Source organism: Paenibacillus planticolens (assembly GCF_013141725.1).
Taxonomy (GTDB): Bacteria; Bacillota; Bacilli; order Paenibacillales; family NBRC-103111; genus Paenibacillus_E; species Paenibacillus_E planticolens.
Window position 1 is genome coordinate 220,860 of sequence record NZ_WHNZ01000017.1, and the last position, 25,730, is coordinate 246,589.

18 protein-coding genes are annotated in these 25,730 nt (G+C 39.3%); 4 read left to right on the forward strand and 14 right to left on the reverse strand.

Annotation, left to right across the window (positions count from 1 at the left end; genetic code table 11):
- Positions 1-19: 19 nt before the first annotated feature.
- From GC097_RS09730 to GC097_RS09780, 11 genes are all read right to left on the reverse strand, one after another.
- Positions 20-757, reverse strand: a complete 738-nt coding sequence (locus GC097_RS09730; protein ID WP_171683126.1) for a sugar phosphate nucleotidyltransferase — start codon at positions 755-757, stop codon at positions 20-22.
- 81 nt (positions 758-838) lie between these two features.
- Positions 839-1,243 (reverse strand): divergent PAP2 family protein, encoded by a 405-nt coding sequence (locus GC097_RS09735; protein WP_171683127.1) that lies wholly within the window; start codon positions 1,241-1,243, stop codon positions 839-841.
- 23 nt (positions 1,244-1,266) lie between these two features.
- Entirely contained in the window at positions 1,267-2,175 is a 909-nt protein-coding gene (locus GC097_RS09740) for a decaprenyl-phosphate phosphoribosyltransferase (protein WP_171683128.1), read from the reverse strand.
- Between the two features lie 18 nt (positions 2,176-2,193).
- Positions 2,194-2,544 (reverse strand): EamA family transporter, encoded by a 351-nt coding sequence (locus tag GC097_RS09745; protein ID WP_171683129.1) that lies wholly within the window; start codon positions 2,542-2,544, stop codon positions 2,194-2,196.
- A 47-nt stretch (positions 2,545-2,591) separates the two neighbouring features.
- On the reverse strand, positions 2,592-3,293 hold the full coding sequence (locus tag GC097_RS09750; RefSeq protein WP_171683130.1) for a class I SAM-dependent methyltransferase: 702 nt from the start codon (positions 3,291-3,293) through the stop codon (positions 2,592-2,594).
- 95 nt (positions 3,294-3,388) lie between these two features.
- Entirely contained in the window at positions 3,389-4,726 is a 1,338-nt protein-coding gene (locus tag GC097_RS09755; protein ID WP_171683131.1) for a glycosyltransferase family protein, read from the reverse strand.
- Positions 4,727-4,732: 6 nt separating this feature from the next.
- On the reverse strand, positions 4,733-5,674 hold the full coding sequence (locus GC097_RS09760) for a glycosyltransferase family 2 protein (protein ID WP_171683132.1): 942 nt from the start codon (positions 5,672-5,674) through the stop codon (positions 4,733-4,735).
- Positions 5,664-6,755: a glycosyltransferase gene (locus GC097_RS09765; protein ID WP_171683133.1), complete on the reverse strand. Its 1,092-nt coding sequence runs from the start codon at positions 6,753-6,755 to the stop codon at positions 5,664-5,666. The genes GC097_RS09760 and GC097_RS09765 overlap by 11 nt, the downstream gene beginning before the upstream one ends.
- A gap of 19 nt (positions 6,756-6,774) precedes the next feature.
- Positions 6,775-9,522 carry a glycosyltransferase gene (locus GC097_RS09770; RefSeq protein ID WP_171683134.1) on the reverse strand — a complete coding sequence of 916 codons (2,748 nt, stop codon included), beginning with the start codon at positions 9,520-9,522 and terminating at the stop codon, positions 6,775-6,777.
- 58 nt (positions 9,523-9,580) lie between these two features.
- Positions 9,581-10,894: an ABC transporter ATP-binding protein gene (locus GC097_RS09775; protein ID WP_171683135.1), complete on the reverse strand. Its 1,314-nt coding sequence runs from the start codon at positions 10,892-10,894 to the stop codon at positions 9,581-9,583.
- Between the two features lie 13 nt (positions 10,895-10,907).
- A complete protein-coding gene (locus tag GC097_RS09780) occupies positions 10,908-11,717 on the reverse strand; it encodes an ABC transporter permease (RefSeq protein ID WP_171683136.1) in 810 nt (269 codons plus the stop codon).
- Between the two features lie 166 nt (positions 11,718-11,883).
- Here GC097_RS09780 and GC097_RS09785 point away from each other — a divergent pair, with 166 nt between their 5' ends.
- Together GC097_RS09785 and GC097_RS09790 are read left to right on the forward strand one after the other, a co-directional pair.
- Positions 11,884-14,403 (forward strand): O-antigen ligase family protein, encoded by a 2,520-nt coding sequence (locus tag GC097_RS09785; protein WP_171683137.1) that lies wholly within the window; start codon positions 11,884-11,886, stop codon positions 14,401-14,403.
- 121 nt (positions 14,404-14,524) lie between these two features.
- Positions 14,525-15,967 (forward strand): ATP-binding protein, encoded by a 1,443-nt coding sequence (locus GC097_RS09790; protein ID WP_171683138.1) that lies wholly within the window; start codon positions 14,525-14,527, stop codon positions 15,965-15,967.
- Positions 15,968-16,020: 53 nt separating this feature from the next.
- Here GC097_RS09790 and GC097_RS09795 read toward each other — a convergent pair whose 3' ends face one another.
- The 3 genes from GC097_RS09795 to GC097_RS09805 all read right to left on the reverse strand — a co-directional run bounded on the left by GC097_RS09795 (position 16,021) and on the right by GC097_RS09805 (position 20,486).
- Positions 16,021-18,981, reverse strand: a complete 2,961-nt coding sequence (locus GC097_RS09795) for a DEAD/DEAH box helicase (RefSeq protein WP_171683139.1) — start codon at positions 18,979-18,981, stop codon at positions 16,021-16,023.
- A complete protein-coding gene (locus GC097_RS09800; protein ID WP_171683140.1) occupies positions 18,978-20,183 on the reverse strand; it encodes a hypothetical protein in 1,206 nt (401 codons plus the stop codon). Before GC097_RS09800 ends, GC097_RS09795 begins: the two co-directional genes overlap by 4 nt.
- A 117-nt stretch (positions 20,184-20,300) precedes the next feature.
- Positions 20,301-20,486, reverse strand: a complete 186-nt coding sequence (locus GC097_RS09805; protein WP_171682945.1) for a hypothetical protein — start codon at positions 20,484-20,486, stop codon at positions 20,301-20,303.
- Positions 20,487-20,931: 445 nt separating this feature from the next.
- Here GC097_RS09805 and GC097_RS09810 point away from each other — a divergent pair, with 445 nt between their 5' ends.
- On the forward strand, positions 20,932-25,107 hold the full coding sequence (locus tag GC097_RS09810; protein WP_171683141.1) for a GGDEF domain-containing protein: 4,176 nt from the start codon (positions 20,932-20,934) through the stop codon (positions 25,105-25,107).
- Between the two features lie 424 nt (positions 25,108-25,531).
- Positions 25,532-25,729 (forward strand): hypothetical protein, encoded by a 198-nt coding sequence (locus GC097_RS09815; RefSeq protein WP_171683142.1) that lies wholly within the window; start codon positions 25,532-25,534, stop codon positions 25,727-25,729.
- The last annotated feature ends 1 nt before the right edge of the window (position 25,730 follow it).

Sequence of the window (25,730 nt, forward strand, 5' to 3'; positions counted from 1 at the left end):
GAATCAGACACCTCATTCTTTAAAGTTTCCCGAATTCTTCGCCAAGAAAAATATCTTTAGCTAGCTCATTAGCTTTAGCCAGAGATGCATGTGTTCCTGCGTCTGTCCACCAGCCTTGAAGGATGTCGTATGTAAGTTGTCCTCTTTCAATGTAGGCGTTGTTAACATCTGTTATCTCAAGCTCGCCACGACTAGATGGTTTCAACGACTTAATTATTTCAAAAACCGAACTATCAAACATATAGATACCTGTCACAGCAAAGTGACTTTTGGGTAGTTTAGGTTTCTCTTCAATTGAAACGATCTTATCTCCCAGAAGTTCAGGGACACCGAATCTTTGAGGATCTTGAACTTCTTGAATGAGTATCTTAGCTCCGTTATCTTGGGCACTAAAGTTATTTACATATGGATCGATGCTGTCCTCAAATACATTATCTCCGAGGATTACTACCATTTTATCGTTACCAACAAAGTGTTCCGCAAGACCAAGAGCCTCGGCAATACCTCCGGCTTCATCCTGCACTTTATAAGTGAAGGTAATACCGAGCTCCTTACCGCTGCCTAACAAATTAACTACGTCACCCATGTGCTCTTTACCGGTTACGATAAGAATGTCAAAAATATTTGCCTGTTTCAGTTTGGCAATAGAATGAAAGATCATTGGGTATTTTCCGACAGGAAGAAGGTGTTTGTTTGTTACTTTGGTTAAAGGATAAAGACGAGATCCAGTACCTCCTGCAAGGATTATACCTTTCATCAATAGTAACACCTCTCCATTCAATTCAGATATATCTAAATTAAGTACTAAGTTATAAACAAATGATCAGTTTGATTTAAACTATATACTACTTTTTAACCACCATAAAAATGTAGCAATAATACTACCTAAAATAAGTCCACCTAATATCTCCAGACGAGTATGGCCCATACTCTCACGAAGTGCTTTATTGGCATTTAACTTGTTAATAGAAATAGCATGTTTCCCTACAGCAATTCTTAGACCAATTGCATCAATTACTACAATCAAAAGAAAAGTAACTCCTAGTCCAAAAATTGCACTTGTAAAACCTTCATTTAATCCAATTAATGCGACAGTAGTGGTAACTATTGTTGTATGAGTGCTAGGAAATCCTCCATTTCCTATTCTTTTTTTTGCTTCACTTCCAAACTTAATATAGTTTATAGCAAATTTTAAGCAACCCGAAATTAGCCAACCTAAGAATGGTGCGAATAAATAAAGCATAATGTAACCACTTGACTCCTTTATTAAAAATATTTTAGTATAATCATTACTAATATACTGTAAAGAAAAACTGTTATTAAAATATGTTTATCTTCAAAAAGCAGTTTATCCGGGCTTCCACCTTTCCCTTCTACATGAATCAAATAAAGATATCGAAATATCCCATAAAGGACGAAAGGAATTGTCCACATCAAATGTATGGTCCTTCCAGATGTGAAAGTAAATAGTGAGTAACTAATTATAGTTGCAGTTGTTACGATACTATTCATCTGATCAAGCAGACTTAGGTTATAAAATTGTAACACCTTTCTATGAGATGTATTACTTTCTTTTGACATAATAAATTCATGCCTTCTTTTACTAATCGCCAAAAATAACGAAATTAACATTGTACATATTAAAAACCACGGAGTAATTATAACATTTATAATTATTCCACCACCAAATGCCCTTAGAACAAAACCTGAAGCAACTAGCATAACATCAAGAATTACAACATGTTTTAGAAAAGTGCTATATGCAACATTTATTAAAAAATAGATTATTAGTATAATTGCAAATTTTAGATTGTAAAGAAATGCAATGATCATAGAACTTAAAAATAAAAAAATGCCAACACTTATTGCAAGTTTAGAATTAAGTAGTCCAGAGGCCATGGGACGATGTTTTTTTATTGGATGATTCTTATCAGCATTAATATCTAAATAATCATTCAGAATATATACACAAGATGAAACAATACAAAACAATATAAAACCTAATGTTGATTGCCAAAACATACTGAATTTTAATGAATCTATTGAAAAAACCATTGCTGCATAAAGTAAAATGTTTTTAGTCCATTGCTTCGGTCGCATTTGTCTAAACATTAATAATAAGTTGGAATATATTATTCTTTTTTGAGAAAAGGAATACTCAATATTACTTTTCATTCTATATGCCTCTTTCGGTTAAGACTTTGAAATAAAAATCACACCAATTACAATGATAAGTAAACCTATAATTTTCTGTGCATTTAATGGTTCATTGAATATGAAATAGGATGCAATTGCTATAATAATATAACTAAATGACACCATTGGATAAGCAATAGACAATTGAGTTCTAGAAAGTGCAACTATCCAAATAATTGTTGACAATCCATATAAAAACAATCCACTAATTATTGATACGTTGGTTATTAAATGTACAAGTATTTTCAATTTTCCATTATAAAGAATGAGTTGATTAGCACCATTCTTCATGAAGATCTGTCCAAATGAACTCAATAGAATCGAGATCAATATAAGTAAATAATTCATGTTTTATCCTGCCTAATAGAATTAATGTGGATGTTTATCTCTAAAGTCTACTTTTTTTGAGCAACTACTCTTGCTAAAAATGGATCCTCATCTTTATAGATAGATAAACCAGTTCCTTTTTCAAAGGATACAATATTAAATTTATATTTCCTTTCCAAATCACTAAGAAGATTTTCAGATGTAATAAACCTTCTATAATGAGGATCAAATACTTTCAAACGCTCTTTGTCCTCAATTGTTCTAAATTCTGCTGCAAAATAATCCCCTTTATTAAGGTATTTAGAGATGGTTCTTAAAAATGTTTCTTCTGCAATTTCATCAATTGAGTGTAAAAAAAATCTAACATAAATTACAATAGTCTTTTCGTTGCTAATTGCTCTATTTCTTAATAAAATCATAAATTTACTTAAGGTTTCTTTATTACTTACATCAATTACATTAAATTCAATATTATAATTTTTATAAAGTTGATTTTTTCTTGATAAATTATTAGCTTTTATAGCTTCCTCAGACCTGTCAATACCTATAACATCATACCCGTCTCGTCCAAAAGAAAATGTATCCCTTCCAGAGCCACACCCTACATCCAGTATAATAGAATTATTATTTATCTTTTTTTTTATAAAACTACAAAAACTCGATTCATTTTGTATTAATATTTTTTTATAAAAGTCATTCCAATATATGATGCTCTTTTCTTGACTTTGCTCAGATTGCTTAGCCATTAATTCCTTATTCTTATCATTCAAGAGACTTTCACTCCAATCCTTCCAAAACAATATGATATTGTAAAAATGAGAGAAAAACATTTTATTTTCTCAATGTTCTTCTCATTTATAATTCATTATTGATTTAACTTTCTAAGAGTACTTTGATTTGAAGACATAATAATTTCAACAAAATAACAAAACCCCATTGCTAATAGGAATAATACAGGGAAGTTATAACGAGGTTGCCCTTCGTAGACAAAATAAACTGAAAAGAAAAAACTTATATTTAAAAAAGGGATTGAAATATTATATGCTAATTTTCGACTCTTGGAAAATAATGCTACCAACATTTTTTTGAGGTTAAAGATTAGAAATAAAATACTCGAAATACTTAAAATCAATATCAAATTAGCACTTACTCTTGAAAAAACGTCTATTGCTCGTAAAAAATTCAAACTTTTTAGTTTCTCTTCTGGATAACCATTCATTGCCCACTCTCTAATTTCGGATTTACTATTAAAAAAAGTATTTGATAATCTTATTATTCCCAATTTCATAAACTCAATTGGATGTGCTAAAATCCACTTTTGTGCTTCTTTTTTATACAGTGGCTCAGCAATGGCGCTTATCTCACCATAGTTCACACCTATTTTCTCTAAATCTTTTATCAGTTTCTCAGAAGGCGGGATACTGGTAATAGGTATCCATTCACCAGTAATATTCACATCATTATTGTTGAGATACATAACATAACCTGAATTATAAGAAACAGGTATTATTCGATCAAAAGCCTTATAATTTCGATATGAATAAGGTGTAATGATAGCCAAGATAGGTATCAATATAATAAGAGTATATTTAACTGTTTTCTTTAAATCTTTAGTGTACAACCATAATATTAAAGCATAAAGGATAGGGTATACAATGAACTGAGGTTTTGTTAAGGTGGCAATGCCTACTAACGCTCCAAGAATAACTAATCTCCAGTTTTTAATAGAGACATTAACTTGAATGTAAACAATTGTTGCAAATGTGCAAGCAAAAAATATCTCAGTCCCCAAAACATTATTATATGCAATAAAATTCGGAAGAAAAAATATTATTGATATATATATTAGCTTAACTCTATTATTAATAAAGAATTTATTAGCAATTCCTATATTAATAATCATAAAAAGCGCAGAAATTACAATATTGAATATTTTTGCAGATTCAATACTTGATGTATTGGTCAATAAAAAATAAAGACCTAATGCTGCAGGATACCCGATCCCTTGTAAGCCATATGGCACCCCATCCACAGTAAATCCTTTTCCTTCGGAAACACTTTTTGCCACATTATAATATTGCTCAAAATCTGAAATTGGAAAGCTGGGGATCATTATCACCCATACTATCCTTATAAGTAATGCCAGCAGAAAAAGACTAATAATAAAATAATGATATTTATTCATTTCTTTAATCTTAAACAAAACTTATCACCTTTTCATTATCAATAATTTGATCCATAACCCTATATTTCTTAGAACACCATTTTTAATTAGCTTATGATTTATTAAAACGATAGGCCTTTTCCACTTTGGTATATTTCCTATTAATATTAGAGTATCTATTGTATTAATGGTTTCACGGTCAAGTTCAGCACCATAATTTTTTTTGAAAATCAAGGCCTGTCTACTATTTACAATTAGCGGATTATTTCTGTCTTTTAAAACTTTTTTTATTAACCTAAAAACATCATACTTTTTTGCACCAATTAAATTTCCCCCATGCTGCCTGTAATAAAGAGTCCCTTCATCTAAGAAGGTTATATGTCCAAAAATGCTACAAACTAAAGCAATCCACCAATCATGCATAATAACACCTTCAGGAATAGGTGTAGCTTTTTCAGCAAGCTTGCGATTAATCATCATCGAACACCCAGTAGTAATATTTTGCATAAGTAACCTTTCAAAATCTGAGGCTCTGGGACTCAACTTTTGATATTTTAAAAATGATCGATCAATAATTGCTAGGGTTTGATTAGTTACAATTAGATCTGTATGAACAAGTATAGGTGAATCGTAAGATATATTTTCAGTTTTCTTCATCAAATTTAAAGTTTTTTCTATTTTTCCAGGAAGCCAATAATCATCCTGGTCAGCAAACATTATATACTCATACTTTTGTTCAAGAGCTAATTCTAATAATTTTGAATAACTTAATATTACACCTAAATTTTGTGTTCCAATGTGCAATTGTATATTTTTATGTTGTTGTGAAATTTTAATTAAGTTCTCACGTTCAATAATAGTTGAGCAATCATCTCTTATTATAATATCAAAGTTTTTATAAATTTGTTTATTTAAAGACTCAATTAACTCTAGTAGATAGTTCCCAGCATTATATGTTGAAAGTAAAACTACTAAATTATTCCCCATTGGTTCTAGTCCCCAATAATTTATGGATTTCAAACGCTCTAGAATCCCAACAATTTTTCTGCAAGAATTTATTAACATTGATCCTATCTTGAGTTACATATTTATTATTAATAATATTCAATATTAACTCTTCAAGTTGTTCATAATTATTATACAACGAAATATACGGTAGAAACTTCTTTGTTTCATCATAATTAATAGCCACTACAGGTTTTCCAAAAGAAAGATATTCATAAATTTTCACTGGATCGACAGATAGAATTAAATCGTTAATAATAAAAGGCATTATGAATGCATCAGTATTACTACACAGTCTTTTTAATTCACTATGTGCCACTGGTGAAATATATATCAAATTCCCGTGTTTTGGCAGTTTGATTTCTAAAGGTCCAATTAATATAATTTCGATATTAGGAATATTTTGTAGTAACCGCTCTAACATGTTCATATCCATCCACTTCGAAATAGTTCCAAAATAAGCCAATCGAAATTTTTTTTCAACCAATTCGACTTGATTTTGTTCATATGGATATTCTTGAATAAAAGAACGATTGAGTGCATTATTTATAACTGTTATTTCTCCTTTATAACCTCGAACATGAAGTTTCCTCTTTAAATCATTTGATGATGCAATAATTACAGATGATTTATTCAAAAGCAGCAGTTCATTTCTCTTCAATAAATCAATTATTTTACCTTTCTGTGGGAATGCTAAAACATCATCCATACAATCATAAATTACATTTTTAGTTAAATTTATATTTACAAAATCTAAAACTACAGGAGATGTAATCCAAACCCAGTCGTAGTGAGAATTGTTCAGTTTCTTTTGAGTTCTGCGGTTAATTCTATTTTCTATAAATTTAACGATCGAACTCCTGGCTGAAAATGGTAATTTAATAAAAAAACCAGCCAGACAAACAGTCGGACTGGTCTGCGCTGGAACTAGCATTTTTCTTCTAAAGTTAGCAATATAAAACACATCTATTTCATACCATTTCGACAGTTCTTCAGCTATGAAGTGGGGACGCTGTTTAATCCAACGCCAATCTACGTGCATAATGTATGCAATTTTTTTCATAATATATGCCCTCAAGAAGTCATAGATTCTTTTGAATTAGATTGGAGATTACATTGGCTTTTGAGTCCCATGCATTGCCTTTAGCCTCAGCATCCATTATTTTCAAATACTCCATATCCTTTTCTTTAGATAGAGCCACATCAATCATCTCAATAAAGTTTTCTTGATTCTCGCCAATCAATACTGATTGGTATTTCCGACATTCTGGCATTGCAGTTGTAACAATAGGGTGACCCAATGCCATATATTCGAATAGCTTTATCGGAGATGTGGATTCAGTTATTTCATTAATAACAAAAGGAATGATTGAAACATTAAACCATCTTGCATACTTCGGTAAATTGAAATAATCGACTGGTCCTACGAATGTAATGTTATCCATTTTTTTCATGTGCTCCCTATCTGATAAACTCTCATCATAAGTAGGACCAATTAATAAAATTTGATAATCTGGACGTTCTATCGCGAGCTTTTCAATAAGTTCATAATCAAACCATTTAGCTAGTGCACCAAAGTATCCAATAATAGGTTTTCCTAGCTTTTGAATACGTTTAATGTGATCCGGAATCTCCTCTAAATCTTTTCGATTATGAAAGTGTTCGTATTGGACCCCGTTTGTAACGAGTTCCACATTTTTTGATCGATAGCTCATGACTTCATTATACAGTTTATCTGCAGTAACAATAACTAAACATGCTTCATTCTTAAGAATCTCTTTATGACGTAAATATACTTCAGCTGATACAGGTCCTGTTATATCTTCATGTATTTCGTCAATGTATTCATATAGAATTACATTTCCGTTCTCAAGAGCTTCACTAATGAATGATACTGGAGTTCGCAAATCTGTTGAATATAGATGAAAAATCTTTTTACCAGGCAGTTTAGAAAGCAAGTCATACCGGTTCGTTACAAACTGGGAACTTGCCACTTGTTCAAATCCACTAATATTATCATAACGGTCGTTATTTGTACAATAGAAGTATAAATAATTTTTATTAGCTAAATGTTTAGCTATATGCTGTGGTCTTTGATACAAAGGTATATGCCAGTCTACAATCGGTGGAAAAATAATTATCTGTTTTTTAGAATTAGCCTTTAAAATTGTATTAAGGTATGTACTATGTGCATCTGCATTTATTGAAATATTTCTCTTACGTCTTAATTTTAATTGAATTCTTAATAGCAATCCTTTAAATCCGTGAAGTTTTAAAACTTTTATTGCTTTAAGTAAATAATGTAGTCTAGATTTATCCCTAAGTTTATAATAGACTAGCCCAACTTTCCATAAGTTAGATTGATGAATCGTATTTAAATTTTCTTCCAGTCTTCTATACTTTAAACTTTCTTCCTCCAATTGATTAATAAAATTTTGTTCTAATTCAGAGTAATAAGAATTTTGATTTGTTACTTCGTGAATGATTTCATTAAGCTTTCTATTATTTATTTTCTCCTCATTATATAGCTCTTGTAAGTCAGTAATTCTTCTTTGTTGATCATCTCTACTTTTCTCTAAAAGCTTTAGCTTTTCACTTTTTTCCGTAAATTCTTGGACAAATAATTTGTTCTGAATGCGACTTTCCTCTAATTGATCACTTAGATTTTTAATTGTCTCTTTGTGTTTTTCATGAATATCATTAATATTACTCTGATATTCCTCGAATTCTACTCTTTGGTTAGTGCTTTTTTCTGTTAATCCAATAATATATCTTTTCAATCTGCTATGCGCCCGTAAATAATTACCGTTTTCCTCCAGAATTTCACTTTGAAGGTAAGGCATTATGCTCTTCCAAAAAATGTTTATTCCTTCGTCACCTGAAACTGAAAATAATTTACTTCGTAATAATTCTTGTTTTTTTATTGCAGTATCATCGCTTAATACATCATATATTTTTTGTTCTAATTCGCTAGGATCATGAATTACAGTTACTAAATTCTCCAGTATAATTTGTTGTTCAAGTGACGGCTTACCTTCAAAATATTCAGGTGCAACGGGCTGATATACAACTATAGGTGTTGAGGTTGCTATTGCATCAAATATGGCCCCAGATCCATCAGAAACTACAAGATCTACATTTGCCATCAAATCTTTTAAGGGAGTTTCTAAGTTTACTAGATTACCTATCTTTTTCACTAACTCATATCTTGCAGTTTCTAAATAATAAGTTCCATGATGAAGTCTTATATAGAATTCAACACCCCCTCCGGAAATTTTTTCAATAATAGGTGAAAGTTGTTCTATTGAACATGCATCCCCATAAGTAGGCATATATAATACCTTCTTCTTGTTCCCACTGTTCACTTTTTTAGTAAAATCAGAAAATCTTATTGGACCAATTTGAACAGTTCTTGTATATGCACTTAAATATGAACTATCATAAGCACCGTAACAAAATATTAAATCATAAAATACATTCCATGTATCGAAATTCCAACTTTCTTTAGCCAAAGAGTAGAGTAAACGTACATTATAAAATCCCTTAGGCATAATAGAAGAATCTGAGTAGTAGGAACCACTTACTATAACTTTATAAACTAAGTCGGGGATATCGTCGAGAAATAAAACACGATATCCTTTTGATTTAATAAATTGAAAGGTGTCAACAGACATTTGATTCCATAATGCGTCCGTAAATTTAGGAATATATATATCATATTTTACTGGACTTATTTTCAACAGAGGCTCAATTATTTCAAAAAGAGTAAGGTTGTGTATTATGAACGCTATTGGAGCCTCAGACAGCTGCTCAGTTTTAAAATGATTCATGGGAAACCTCACAATCTTTATTTTCTATTTGACATTTGAGAAAAAAATTATGATTTAACTACTTTATTAAGAATGAAAATTCATTCGGAACGTATACGAGCCCTGGAACGTAATTCTTGTCTTCCAATGGAAGGACTTCAAAAACTACTGCAACATGAACACTATCCAAATATAGAGGATCTATTGGTTTAGGTTTTAAACCTAAAGAAATCGAATAAGAGCCTGGAGATAAAATATTAGTAAATGAAAACTCGGCTTCTAGTATTTCCCCCCTATTAATTGGTGGTAGTAACTTAGATAAATTATAGATATTCATGCCAAATATATCTTGCCCAAACTGGTTTCTTAACATATACCCAATTGTTCCTTCAGTTTCAATGGTTACATTATATTGGGCTACAACCCTCAATGTAACTTTATCACCGAATCGAATCGAATTCGTCGGCATATGATTAACGAGCACCTCAGCTCTAATAAATAGCGCTTCACCAGTTCCTGATCTAAACGACTTAACTCGTTCAGTAAATTCAGGATCCTCAGTCAACTTAATTTCCATAGAATTGCTATTCTTTACAGAAATTTCGTCTTTAGTTTCTAAATGTTCTGAAATGGACTTCATCTTAGCATTTACGATATCTTGGTTAACCATCCTCTCATAAGTTTCTGTAACTTCACGAACTTCTCCTATTTTAATTATCTTTCCTTTGTCTAATAAAACCGCTTTAGTACAAAAACTTCGAATTGACTCTAGTGAGTGTGAAACAAAAATGACTGTTTTTTCTTTTGAATGTACCCATTCTCTAATCTTTTCCATGCACTTTGCAGTAAAATATGCATCGCCAACACTTAACATTTCATCGATGATTAATATATCTGGATCAACATTAATCGCTACAGAAAAAGCTAAACGAGCAAACATTCCACTTGAATATGTTTTTACAGGTTGATAAACAAAATCACCAATATCTGCGAACTCTAAAATTTCAGGAATTTTCTTCTTCATTTCTTCTTTAGAAATCCCTAATACAGTGCCATTTAAATAAATATTTTCTATACCAGTATACTCCATATTAAAACCTGCCCCTAGTTCTAACAAAGCAGATATTCTTCCATTTACTGTAACATCTCCTCTTGTAGGAGTGAGAACACCAGTAATTATTTTTAACAATGTTGATTTTCCTGAACCATTTCGTCCTAATATACCAATTGTTTCGCCTTTTTCAATTTCTAATGATAAATTATCAAGAGCAAAAAATTCCTTATGATGGATATTATTATTTTTAAATAAAAACAAAGATTCCTTTAACCTATCAGTAGCCTTGCCATATAGCTTATAAGTTTTGTACAATTCTTTTATTTGTATGGAAATCATGCCACTGTTCCTCCTAAATTACATCGGCAAAGTGTGGTCGTAATCTCTTAAAAACCAAAGCACCCACAATTAGAAAAAATAACGTAATACCCCAATAATAAAGAGTAAGATATGGTTGCTCCCAAAACCATTGATGATATATAAAACAGTTTCGATAGCCCTCAACAATATAATAAAGTGGGTTTAATTTGAATAATATATGAAATTTCTCTGGTACTATAGAAAAAGACCAAAAAACTGGAGTAATCCAAAATAATACTTGCAATGACATTGCCACAATTTGAGAGATATCTTTAAGAAATATGACAATTGAGGAAGTTATCCACGAAAGGCCTAAAATCAATAGCATTAACGAAAATAAATAATAAAATATTTGAAGAAAATACAGAGTAATAGGAATCTTATAGGCTATGAGTAACACAAAAAGTATAATTATAAAAAAAAGATGAACGAACAATGAAGACATTATAGAAGTAATGGGTAGAATACTAACTCTAAACACAATTTTCTTAACTAAAAAACTATTTGAAATAATAGAATTGGTTGATTGTAAGAAGCATTCTGAAAAGTAAAACCAAGGTATAATACCCGAGACAAGCCAAATTATGAATGGAATATTATCAATAGGCACGGATTTAAAACCTATTGAAAAAACAAACCAATAAATACCAATCATAAGAGCAGGTTGAATAAAAGCCCAAACGACTCCCAGATATGATCCTAAATATCTAGATTTAAAGTCCTTTATCGCAAGCTCCTTTAACATTGTACGCGAGTGGTAGAGCTCTAAAGGGAATTTAATAAGATGTTGTAAGTAGTTCATTTTTTCTCCTTTGAATCAACAATGTTATTCATTTGATAATTTCAATAATCCAATCAAAAGTATTAGTTTGACAGTTAAAAAACTTTGAAACTATTCCATTTGGAAACTCTCTTCCATCTATGCTAGAATAAAGTCGAACTCTAGCGGAGAAGGAGACTGTTTTATCATGAGTGCAAGTAAGAATGCCTACGCGGCGGCGCGTTCAAAAGCAAGTGGAACGATAACGACAGAGAAGAGCTCTGTTATTTTTTGGTTTTTAGTAGTGTTTACGGGTTTGTTCATGTTCTGGGCGCCGTTTCAGCGGGCGTTGTTTAACGGGGGAACTTATGAATTCGAGCGATCGATCTACTCGGCTTCGGTGTGGTCCTCCATCATTATGCTGCTGATTGCGATTCTTGCTTTCTTTGTTTTCAAGCTTAAAGAGCAGAAAGATGTACTGACAATTCTAGTGCTTATTATGCCTCTTACTTATGTCATTTCTTTGTCGAATTCGGCCTCGCACTATTTGGCAACCAATATGGTCTACATCCAAATGCTGTATGCTACATTCTTCATTTTAGGTGTATTTCTGACAAAAAACAAGCTTGGTACGTCGATAGTTGCCAGTTTACTCATGATCTCGGGATATTTCATCGTTCTCTTCGGACTTTTGTACTGGTTAGGCAATGGCAGCTTTGCCGGACACCTGGTTGGATGGTTCGCCCTCATGGATACAAACACACCGAACTTGTATCGCGATGCAATTATGACGGACTCTAATGGCTTGCGTTTAACTTCTGTATTCCAATATGCAAATACTTACGCAGCTTTCTTAATTACACTGTCGCTCGGTGCGCTGTTCTTCATTGTGAAGTCTCGCAAATGGCAAACCGTTCTCCCGCATGCTTTCTTGTTAGTGCCAATCCTAGTATCCTTCTGGTTGACGCTTTCCCGCGGCGCGATTGTCGTAATTCCGATTGTTTTCTTGGTGATGTTGTTCTTCTTTTCAATGAGCAGACAGATTCTGGCTCTCCTTCAGTTCGGGTTAGCCTTCATAACGTCTCTACTCATTCTTCAAAAGGTGACAGATATCGGAATCGGCTTGCAAAAACAACCTAGTGCTTCAGAATCATGGCACGGTTGGTCTATTTTATTGATTGCTTCCGTAGTTTTCACTGTGGTGGCTATCCTGATTCAGCTCTTCGTAGCTCCATGGTTAGAGCGTGTGACAGCCAGCTTTGACGCTAAAAAATATGCTACTTTCATTCTTCCTGTTGCTGCGATTGTCGTTGGCGTAATAGGAGCTATCCTTATTCTCAGTGATACTGGCTTCAAAAACATTCTTCCAGACAACGTAAAAACACGGATTGAGAATATTAACTTCCAACAGCACAGTGTTCTTGAGCGTGGAACGTTCTACAAAGACGCAGTGAAACTTTGGTCGGATTATCCGATTATTGGTGCCGGTGGCGGCGCTTGGGCTTCTTTATATGAGAAGTATCAAAACAATCCGTATACGAGCCGTCAGGCTCACAATTTTGCTCTGCAATATTTGGTTGAGGTTGGAGCGCTTGGTTTTCTTGTTTTCGTTGGATTCGTTCTTGCCGTTTTTGCATTCTATATTCGAAGCTACATCAAAAGTTCGCAGGAGAAACGAGACCTGCACTTCCTGTTTTTCATTGTAACCATTTCTCTCTTGGTCCACAGTATGATTGACTTCGATTTGAGTTATGTGTATCTAGGCGCGATTCTATTCCTTGCTCTTGGCGGATTGCTCAGTAACGTTGATTCAGCACCGCTGCGTTTTAAATCCGGATCTGCAGCTATTCACAAAATGTTCCCGGCGCTGCTGGCCATTTTATCGGTCGTGATGTTCTATATTTCCGCTCAGCTCGTATCGGCGAATAGTTCCTATCAACAAACGCTTGAGGTTGTCAAAACCAGCCAAGATTATAGTCAAATTATTAAACCATTGGACAATGCCATTTCCTTGCATCCTGCGCATCCGGATTATTTGCTAACAGGCCAGATCAGCAGAATCGGCATCCTGCTTCAGGTTTACAATCAGACGCTGAAGGAAGACTCGAAGAGAGCAGAAGGCTTTTTCAATCAAGCCCAAGATCTAATGAATCAGTTACTGAAAAAAGAACCGCATAACCGCATGGTAGCCATGCAGCAGCTTAATATGCTTCTGCTCAAAGGGAAGCACCAAGAAGCCCTGGACTGGTCCAACGCGCAGATTCCTAACTACCCTTGGTACACGGAAATGTATGAAAAAAGTATGGCTCTGAATATTGAGCTAGCGAACCAAGCTAATTCAAAGAATAATACACAAGAATATAACAAAAGACTTGATGATGCTCTTGCCACTTATAAAGAAGTTCTTGCCCGTGTTGATTCTCTAAAAGACTTGCCTAAAGAACAGGCACAGGGCCGTGAATTTGCCGTTACGCCAAATATGGCTTTGAATGTCGGGCAGATCAGCTATATGCGTGGAGATTACGCAAGTGCTGCTTCTACAATCCAACCGTATATAACGGATCAATTAGACAATCAATCGAATCGTGTTCTGATCAGATGGTATTTGGCTGCTTTGCAAAAACAAAGCAAAAACGATCAAGCTCTGATGGACAAGCTGATTGCCAAAGATCCGGCTGAGAAGCAAAACATTGAAGCAATCTTGGCTACGAACTTTCCAACAAAATAATACTTCCTTATTCAAGCCTTCACTTTATTGTGGAGGTTTTTGTTATTAACAGTGAATAAAGTAACACTTTTCATGTTATAATGTTATTTATAAATGACATTTTTGAAGGTAAGGTGTTAATATGGATTTACTTTCGCACGAAAAAATCTTAAAAGTATTATTAGGATATAATCCTTGGTGGGGAAATGGAACAGTCCCTCGAGAATTTACACGCCCAGTTAAACGATTAGCCTTCTATGAAGCGAGCAAAATATTTCATCATGCACAAATACGTCGGGAAGTTATTTTGTCAGGTCCAAGAAGGGTCGGGAAGACAACGATTCTCTATCAAATGATTGAACAAGAACTAGTCAACGTTCCTCCAAAAGCCATTCTTTACGTTTCTTTCGACCATCCGATTCTTAAACTGGTTGATATCGGAAAAATATTGGAGATATTTCAAAACAATATTGCTAACGATCAAACCGCGCTTTACTTATTTTTTGATGAAATTCAATATGCTTCAGACTGGGATTTATGGTTAAAAACATTATATGACAGCCAGCCTAGTTACAAAATAATGGCAACAGGATCCGCAAGCCCAGTTCTGGCTGCAAAAGCAACAGAAAGCGGCGTTGGAAGATGGACATTAATTCGGATACCTACTTTATCTTTTTACGAATACATTGAAATCATGGGTTATTCGAGACCCATCCTTCCCCAAGGAATCAAGCCTACTGGACTCAACAGATTAAAACAAGAGAATCTTTCAATCCTCATGTTATCTTTGGAGCCTCTTCAAAGACATTTTCATCGTTATCTTCTTGTAGGTGGTTTCCCAGAAGTTGCTCTATCAGACGATATTCCATTCGCCCAGAAAATCATACGTGAAGACGTCGTCGACAAAGTCATAAAAAGAGATATGGTATCCTTATTCGGCATTCGTAATGTTGCTGAACTTGAGAAGATTTTTCTTTACTTGTGTATGATCAGTGGAAACATTGTCGTACAAGATACAATTGGTAAAGAAGTTGGGGTAACTAGACAAACGGTTGCTAACTACTTGGAATTACTCGAGCAGGCAAACCTCATCTATATTAGTAAACCTATTGAATTGAAGGGTAAGCGCATATTAAAAGCAAAATCCAAAGTGTACTTAGCCGATGCAGCAATACGAAATGCTGTACTTATGCAAGGAGAAGAAGTTCTGACGGATTCAGAAGAAATGGGATTGATTATTGAAACATCCGTTTATAAGCATGTCTACTCCTTTTACTATGCTCAGCGGCCCGAAGTCGGCTATTTCCGAGACAGTACCACCCAGAAAGAAATAGATGTTATTGTGTCCATGCCAATGGGGAGAATTATTATTGAGGTCAAATATAGGGAGAATACGTCTCTTTCTGAAAAAGAAGCGATCATGGAATGGAGTAGAGATGACCGAACCAAAGCATCTCTAATTATTACCAAAAATAGTGATGACTACGGGCTAATACCCCTGGGTGGAACTGCAACTATAGTCAAAATACCCGCTTTCGCTTTTTTGTATTTACTCGGTCATGCTGAACACGAAGGTTATATGTAGTTATAAAATATGCCATCGATTCATCCTTAATGGATATGAATCGATGGCTTTCCTCACTTCTCCACCCACTCCCGCCGAAGTGCGAACAGCTCCCGCAGCTCGCCCGTCGACATCTCCGTGACCCAGTTCTCGCCGGTACCGACGATGTGGTCGCTGAGTCCTCTTTTGCGTTCGATCATCTCATCGATGCGCTCTTCGAGCGTCCCCAAGGTGATGAACTTATGCACCTGCACATCGCGGGTTTGGCCGATGCGGAAGGCGCGGTCCGTGGCCTGATTTTCCACGGCGGGATTCCACCAGCGGTCGTAGTGGAAAACATGGTTCGCCGCGGTGAGGTTTAAACCGGTTCCTCCTGCTTTCAGCGAGAGGATGAAGATCCTGCAGCGCTCCGCCTCCGGGAGCGCCTCGTCCTGGAAGCGCGCGATCATCTCATCGCGCTTCGCCTTACCCACTCCCCCGTGCAAGAACTGCACGGGCTCGCCCCGCTCCTGCGCGATAACGCGCTGCAGGAGGTAGCCCATCTCGACGAACTGGGTGAAGATGAGGCAGCCGCCTCCATCGCTCCTAAGTTCGTCGATCATTTCAAGCAGGCGCTCCAGCTTCGCCGAGCGCCCAGCCGCACCGGGGGCGTTAGCAGCCCCCGGGATAGCACCATCCTTCAATAACAACGAAGGATGGTCGCAAATCTGCTTCAGCTTCATCAACGAAGCAAGAATGAGCCCTTTCTTCTCCATGACGGCAAGGCTGTCGATTCTCTCCATCATGCTTTGCACGACGTTTTCGTAAAGCGCCGCTTGCTCGGAAGTCAAAGCCACATAAGCTTTGGACTCAACCTTCTCCGGCAAATCCAGCTGAATCGCCGGATCTTTCTTGACGCGCCTTAGCAAGAACGGGCGGATTAAACGCTGAACCCGTGAGGTCAGTTCCGGCGAGCCGTCGGTGCTTTTTTCAATCGGTCCAACATAGTGATGATTGAAATGGCGCAGCGTTCCGAGATACCCCGGATTAATAAAGTCAACAATCGACCAAAGCTCAGTCAGTCGATTCTCGAGCGGCGTCCCTGTCAAAGCGATACGGTGGCGCGCCTCCAGCCCGCGAATCGCTTGGGACTGCTTCGTATAAGCATTTTTGATATTTTGCGCCTCGTCCAAACAGAGCGTGTTCCAAGTTATGCGCGATAATTCCTCTTCATCGAGCTGAGCGATATTGTATGAGGTGATCACGAGGTCAGCACCTGTTACAGAGGCTTCAAAAGCTTCTCCTCTGGCGCGCTGCGCCCCGTAATGGAGATGCACCTTGAGAGATGGCGCGAAGCGCTCTAATTCTTTTTGCCAATTGCCAAGAACGGATGTTGGACAAATCAGCAGGGAGGGCGCCGAACCAAGTGTTGCCGTCATAGCATTTGGGGCGCTCCGTAATGCCAACAAATAAGCAATAAACTGCAAGGTCTTCCCGAGTCCCATATCATCCGCCAGGCACCCACCCAGACCGATCTCTCTCAGAAAAAGGAGCCACGACACCCCCTCCGCCTGATAAGGCCGCAGATCAGCCTCCAAGCCTTCAATCGGGGCAAGCGGGATTAATTTCCGTTGATTCAGCTTCCTCAGCAAAGTCCTTAGTGAGCTGTTAAGCTCAATGTTGACTCTGAACTCTCCTTCGGCCTTTCCATCGCTTAATGGTGGGGTAACAGGATGCTCAAGGTTCTGTTCCAAAACTTCCCGAAAGGAGAGTCCCTTCCTCCTATCTCTCCCCCTCATCGCGGCTTTCAGCAGCTCCAGATCCGCAGGATCAAGCTGTATCCATTTGCCGCGGATATAGATCAGCCTTTTTTTCTGTTCCGCAATTTGATGAAACTCCTCTTCGGACAGAACCACTCCGCCCAAAGCGACACGCCAGTCGAATTGGATGATATGGTCCATGCCGAACATCGGTTTACGCGAAGTTCCCACGGAGCTTCGCACTTTCGCACGCAGCTCAGGACGCCTACGACTAAGCTCTCCCCACCATGAAGGCAGGAAAACCGAGATGCCGGCAGCCATCAGCTGCAAACTCGATTCCGTAAGAAACTCCCAAGCTTGATCGTCCGATAACTGCTCCACGATTTTCCCCTTCTGGTGCTCACTCTCCAACTGTGGCAAAATACGAAGTATCCGCCCAATCTGCTCTTGGATTTTCGCCTCAATACCGTCCTGCCATGCTGCAGGAGGCTGCCCAATCAAACAGTTCCCCGTCGTACTGAACTCCACGAATCGGTTCGCATCCATACGATCCTGCGCGATGAATCTTAGACGCCAGTCAGCCCCGTTATCTTTGGCCGTGGTCGTTCCGTCCACATACGTTTCCGCATAGGGCTCCACCATCTGCACGCAGATCCGGTAAGGCGTACCGTCCTGCTTCCACCCAATCGCCAGCAGCCAATCGTCCTCCTGCATCCAGCTTACATCGGCGGAAGGCCCTTTTTGCAGCAGGGTATCCCCCTCCGATAAGCGGCTCCAAGCCACGCCAATCCCCGATCCAGGCTCTTCTTTTATCTTTTCTACAGCTGCAGCATGGAACCAATCGTGCCAGAACACCTCATCCAACCGTCCGTGAAAAAGCTGCTCAAACTCTACCTGCTTCGCACCCGGCAGCCGCGGCTTCCACCCCATGCTGCCTTGAAGCCAGTGCCGGTAAGACGGCATGTACCAACCGGCAGCCAGCGCCTCTCTCAACAGAGAGGCCCCTTTTATCATGAGAAGCACATCCTCATCCCACGATAATTGCCCATGCAATAAAATACCGGGCTCAGCCAAATAATCCAGCGCCATATAAGGCGGTATGACCAAGCTCTCACCGTATCCGGTTCGAATGCATTCCAGCCGAGTGCCATAATAAGACCTTTCATGCCAAGCAAACAGCAGTTTTCGCAGCACATAGCCAGGAACCTCGTTAGCCTGCTCCGTCTCTCCATAGAAGGCAAAACTCCCCGTAGGAAGCAGCTGTACCCGAATATGTATCTGTGACAAAATGATCATATCAGCAGCTTTCCTTTCCGTAATTCCTCCAGGAATGCACGATAGCGCGAATACTCCTTGATAAGCAACACCAAATACGCTTCGAGTCTGGGCGTTTGTTTCAGCTTTTTATAGGCGGCTGCGAGCTTTTTAAGCAGTTTGACCGCTTGTTTATAAGAATCGCGATTTTTACCTTGCAGACACTCCTCAATCGCATAATGATAAAGGGGCAGCAGCACGCGAACATCGGCTTTCTCGACTTTCTTCAGTTGAGCCGTATCCACATCCAGCGGTGATACATTCAACAAAAGCATCAAGTCTCCCCATGCCTGATACTCCTCTTTCTCAAGCAAGAAATGAGAATAATATACGTAACTGGCTGGAAGCAGCTCCACCATCATTTTCCTGTACTCCTCTTCCATATCCTCCTCCGCTGCCGCCTCTTTCCATAAATCAAAATACTCAGCCGCCTGATACACCGCTTCTCTACGGATCACAGGCGCAAGCCATCGGAGCCATTTCAACAACCGATCCCGCTGCTGCTCCTTAACAAAAGTTCTCAAATAACCGAACCAATCCCCTGGCTCGATCACCTTGATCCCCGTCTGAATTCGATCCCAAGCGTTCTCGTCCTCGCCGGACAAAATATCAAAATGGGCTAAAGCCGCAACAGCCGCTTCACGTGCCCCTTTATTCCTCTCTTTATCCCCTGCAATCCGCCGCAATCTGGCAAGCTCGTCCGCTACCAGGCTTTGCTCATACAGCAAACCGGACCATAGAAGTTTACTGATCTCTATCCATTTGCTTATGAGTTCCCCCGATTCTTTAGCAGCCTGCTTAGCCACGTAAGCCGCAAGCTCCTTCAAATGTTCAGGATACTTCTTCTGCGCCTTTTCCATATCGATCTCCTGCAGAACCGATGTTAACTGTTCATGGCTGTGTTTCGCTATTTTGGAGAAATAATAACCCGCATTATAAAAGAAATCATACATGCCTGACTTGGCTTCAGCCAAAGTCTCGCAGAGCTGCAAAAGATACAGCACCACTTGAATATCATAAATCCCCCGTATGGTCGGTTCCCATTCATCCGCAAGCCGATTGAGCTGTCCCCAGGCCCGAACGTACAATTCCTCCACGCTAAAAGCGTTGTATACTTTGGCATTCGCATATTGCCTTTCATAATAGGAAACCCACTCCGCGCACGTTCCCGTTTCTTTAAGCACTATAACCGCCCCTCCATCACTCCTAAAACTATCCCTCCATTATACAGGAAAAGGCATCCCATCCATAAAAAAACCTAGCCGGAATCTTTGCAGATTCGGACTAGGCCGTCACACTGATTAGTCGCGCAGCATGCCTTGATGCGGATGCGGGTGTGTGCCGCAATACTCATCGATCTCTTCACAAGTGTACACATGCTCATAAACAGGTACACAGTGATGTCTGTTTACGACTTGAATCGGATGGATCACTTGAACCCTCTGCGGGTGATAGAAATCTCTAACAACTCTTTCTGGATCCGTCATTATAGGGTCAGCAGGTGGACACTGAAAGTTTTTTCCTGGGCCAGTTAAGTTCGGTTGAAAAGCCATTGATAAGTCAACTCCTCTTTAGGTTTGTGTTAGTATACGTCTATGCCTAGTCCAAGGAATGTACCAATGCCTAGTTTTTAAATAATTAGGCTCATTTTTATTAGCCAAACAGGTAAATATCCAAGCAGACAAGAAATAGCCAGGCTATCCCTACCCAAATAAGGCATGCTTCGCTTTGAAATTTCAGCATTTCGTCTCCCATTTGAGACTTATTTTTGTTACAATTGAGTAATCAGTCCACTTAGATGGAACCATCCCATCCCTTGCATACAGAATCCTATACTTTAGAAGGAGGGGGAGTAAGATAAATACTACACAACACAGCACCAATCCGGATACTCGACATCTTACTTACTCTCACACTTTTGAATATTCAGAAATGCATTTTAGTCATAAGCTATGGCACTACTTTCACTATAAACAAATCGAAAGCCGTCTGATCGCCTGGGCGGAAGCGGCTAAGGGAGAATTTTTCCGTCAACCGGCAAGCTGGAATTTCGTTGAAGGCGATCTGGTTGTTCAGCTCCCTTCTTTACCCGAGGGTTTCGTCCCTTTTTCTCAATTAGACAATGAGAAGCTCAGCGACGAGGCCAAAGGAAAGCTGCTTATTTCACTATGTCAAGCGCTTTCAATCCTACATGATAAACAGTTCTATATGGGCTTTTTGCTGCCCGACATGCTGTTTTTTCATCCACAAACGCTGGCCGTTCTTCTAGATGTCCAACCATTCCCATCCGCCATTGAGTTTATCAATCACTTATTGCCGGATTATCCATACCGTTTATTTCCACGCTATGCGCGGAGATTTCTTTTATCGCGTGTCGCGGATTTTGAATCTGTTCATTTGCTGCTGGCATCCATGTATGATCCTGTGCCTGCTGCTTTGCAGCCTCTATCCGAGCGTCTCCGTACGAAGCCGGAAACCTTTTTTTTCGCCGATGAGATCGCTGCTCTTCTTCGTGCCGCGCTGCATCTTCCTGCTGAACCACAGCCGGATAAGGATACCGGTGACCAAACAAGCGCAAAATTGCTTCACCCGGCCGCTTCGCCCATTTCACACGAACAGCAGGAGTATTTTCGCGTTTTTTTGAATGCCAATGAGGATCGGCTGCTAGGTCTCATCTGCGAAGATGAGGCTATTCGCTTCGATTTATATGCACAGCACATTAATGAGGTTATTGAAAAGGGGTATTACTTCAAAATCATCTCTCAGGACCTGCCCTATTCAACCTTGCGCGAAGTCGTCTCTAGAACGCTGAATAGCGCTTACGGTATTCTGCCTGAGTCCATAACCATGCTGCGCAATCTTGCCCGGAAATTTGATCAACTGCTCAAAAAGCACTATGAAGGCGACGACATCCTCTATTTGCTGACAGAGTGGCTGCACCAATTTTTCTCGTCTGTTATTCCGCTGTTCCCGATTCAAAAGTTTGTTTTCACCTTCGAAAACTGCGAACACTTTGATGAGGATTCTCAGCTCATATTGCTGAACTACTGGAGAGAGCACGGCCATGAGATGAAGTTCCTGCATTTCATTTTCAGCGGGAGCCGTGTGCCGGACCAATTTGCGGAGGTATCCTTTCAAATACTTGACATTCATCACTCCGATCCGGCCATTTATGAGCAATTGCTGGCGTCGCATTTCGGACGAGCGGATGAAGCTCTAGTCGGCGAGCTGCAATACTGGCTGCACGAACACCAGATTAACGCTAGCCACAGCGGTATCATTTTGGAGGAGCTCATTGCGTCCAACCGCATACAGCTCACAAGCAACGGATGGCAAAAAACAACCGGATTTCATTTGGATCTTGAGACGCTGAATCCCCTTCGCTTGTTCGCGGAGCGTATCGCTCTTTTGGACAAGAAGGAATTAGAGCTCTTGAGGCTATTATGCTGTTTGCCTATGCCGATCAACTTGGTGTCGCTTTTTACCGCGAATCGGCTGGATTCAGGTAACATTTTGCTCTCGGTGACCAAGCTTGCGCAGATCGGACTTGTGCATGTCAGCCACAATGACTCTCTATTTATTTCGAGTGATATCGCGAATTTAGTGCTGCGGCAGTTGTCTGAGAGTGAGCTTGCGACGTATTATCAAACCGCACTGCGATATCTTCATGGGTTTCGTCCGTTTGCGCTGCCTCAGCTCATTACACTGTCTTCTCAAGCCGGGGAATACACGGTCGAATACTATTTGCTTTTAAAATATTACAGACAGATTCGCTCCCTGCTTTCCTACAGCCAAAAGGCCGAACTATTAGAGCGCATCAAGTATTTATACACGAAATTGGGAAGGCCCTATCTCATTTTCCTGGACCGCCTCCTTAGCCGTTTGTACCACCTGCTTAATCAGTTTGAGCTGTCGGAACAACTGGCTGTGTCCGTCTTTGAACGGACAGGAACAAATTCCGACCGCTTTGGTTGGATGTTTATCCTCTTGCTTCAAGATGATTTGGACGTATATCTGTTACGCAAGGAGCTCTTCCCATTTATTTCCGACGAAAGTGAGCAGCTCGCAGATCGGGTACGGGCAGCATTCTTGCTCAATACCAGCAACCTCTGTTCTCCGCTGCATGATGAAGAAATGCATAGGCTGCATGTTTTTTATACCGAAGTCGTGTACCCCAAGCGGCATTTGCTTACCCTGCGGCATTTTGCTGAAATTACAAATTACTATACGATCAATATGCTGATGCATTTTCCGGAAACAGAGGAATGGGCCTTATCGATTGCAGCTAAGCTGGAGCCTCTACTGGACTCCTCGCCGCATACCGATCTAATGCTGCGCCTTTACGATATTTACTCCTATCAAAGCAACAATAAGATCATCAAGACGTATGTTTACCGCGGAATTGAAGGCGCCAAACGTTCCGGTTACACCATTAAAGAGCAAGTCGGACATCTGAATGCGATGGAACTCTCCTTGAATCAAGGCGATATTGCCAGTTACTTGTATCATAAAGAACGAGTTATGCAGGTCGATTTGCTAAGACGCAAGGATTTGGTGGAAAACTATTTGACCAATCAGCTTTTATTTGCGCTCGAATGGGAAGAATGGCCGCTGTTCCAGCAGCTGGAATCCAGCCTGATTGAGCAGCAAATCACGGACCGGAGCCGCTCCTTATTGACCGTATTTCAAGGCTACGCCGCCTTTCGCCGGCACCTTCCGGTTCATTTTACAGACACTCTTGAGAATGAGAACCACGCTATTTTCCTGGAAGCGCTGCGTCAAATACGTTTGGGCGATAGCGGGTTAGCCTGCAAGCTTTTGGAGCAATTTATATCCAGAAACAACTCTGGCTTGTACGCTGGCTGGGCATACCGGGAGTTGATTCCCCTCCTGCTGGAGCTTCGCTCGGAGAGCTTGGAGACATGGTTTAACCATTTTGAAGACTACTTGAAACGATACGCCTTTGACGTCTTTTGGCCTGATTATTACCGCCTTTCGGCGGAAAAGTCCATGTACGAAGGCGATATCCAACATGCCATGCTGTATTTGCGGCGAGCTTTAAACGGCTATCAGATGATTCAAAAGGATACATGGCGCCCGCATCTGACTGCCTGCATGGAACGGGTGATTATGCCCGCCTACGCTCCGGTCTCCCCTGCCATTCTGCAGGATGATTATGTTCAGAAAATGATTGCTGACCGTGAACAATGGCTGCTGCTTTCCTTGGATTTGCAAATTATTATCGAGCTCAGCGAGCAAGTAACCGAAACGTTGGATCTTGCCACGACCATGCAAAGACTGACCAAAGCGCTTTTCGACTACTTTCCGGTCATTCAGCTTTCCATCACGTACAAACTGCTGCATTATAAGCAAAAAGTTTTCGTCACCGCCTCCGGATTGCGGGATCATGACGAATTGATTGCCTACCAAGCGCGAAGCGAAGATAGCTGTGCGCTGGCCTTCACACTGTTTCAGCGAGGCGATGAAACTATTACCTTGCATGTTCATGTCGATGGCATGACCAAAACCAAACAGCAGCATATGGAGCACTTCCTGTCATTTATAAAACCGCACATTATCAACGTGCTTCTGCATCGGGAAATGGTCATCGATAATCTGACCGGATTCTACTTGCGCGGCTACTTCATGGAGAAGCTGAGAGAAGAGTTCGAGCTTGCCAGCCGTTATCAGTTAGACCTATCGGTCATCATGATCGATGTCGACAATTTCCGCAGAGTCAACGAATTCGGACATCCCGAAGGAGACCGGGTGCTGCGGGAAATCGCCGATATTTTCCGCTTTAATTTGAGGAAGAGCGACATTGCAGGCCGATACGGCGGCGAGGAGCTCATTCTTATTTTACCGAAAACGGACGGCAAAGAAGCTCTCAAGATTGCCCATCAGCTGCGGGGCGAGATTGAGAAAGAGTTCGCCTACGGGCGTCCATACAAGACCACCGTCAGTGTGGGCGTATCTTCCCTGGAGCTGTGCAAGCCAAGTTCGATCGAGCAGCTGATCGAGCAGGCCGATACGGCCGAAATAACGGCGAAGCGGACCGGGAAGAATAAAGTGGTTGCGGCTTGGGAACTTGGTTCCTCTATTTCCTAGGAAATGGACGCTTGTGCAAGGCTGTCCCAAAAGTAGAATTTACTACTTCGGAACAGCCTTTTCCATTGTGCTGCCTTGCTGCAATCAGGCTATGCCCTTCTTAGATCATCCGCCCCTGCATAGAATGAATTATAAAGAAAATTTTATATTATAATCGTCAAATTTCAACATTCTTTGTAAGAATAAACCAGCATAATAGGTATAATTAACTATTCATAACAGGAGAATACTACTATGCCAAGTTATTATTTCAAAGAATTTTGGACCCCACTTAAATTAATTGGTATACGTTTCTATCGTGATGATGAATATGATATTTGGGTGAAATTGTGGAATCGACCAAAACAGCTTCTTAAATAGCGTCAAGCAAAGTCGTCAAAAACAAATCCTGCAGCCGATGTAGATTGATATTGGGGGAATGACCATGAAAAAGAATAATGCTATTGCTTTAGCAATCATGCTTCTTTTTATTGCAGGAGCTGCAGGTATATTGAGTAGTTTTGATTGGGGGATAGAGAGTCCTGCCGCGGTCAATCAATCGAAAGGAAACGCGCAGGGCAAATTACTATATGGATTTATTTTTTATGAAGAAACGGCCTCGGACCTCTTTCAAATCAAGTGAA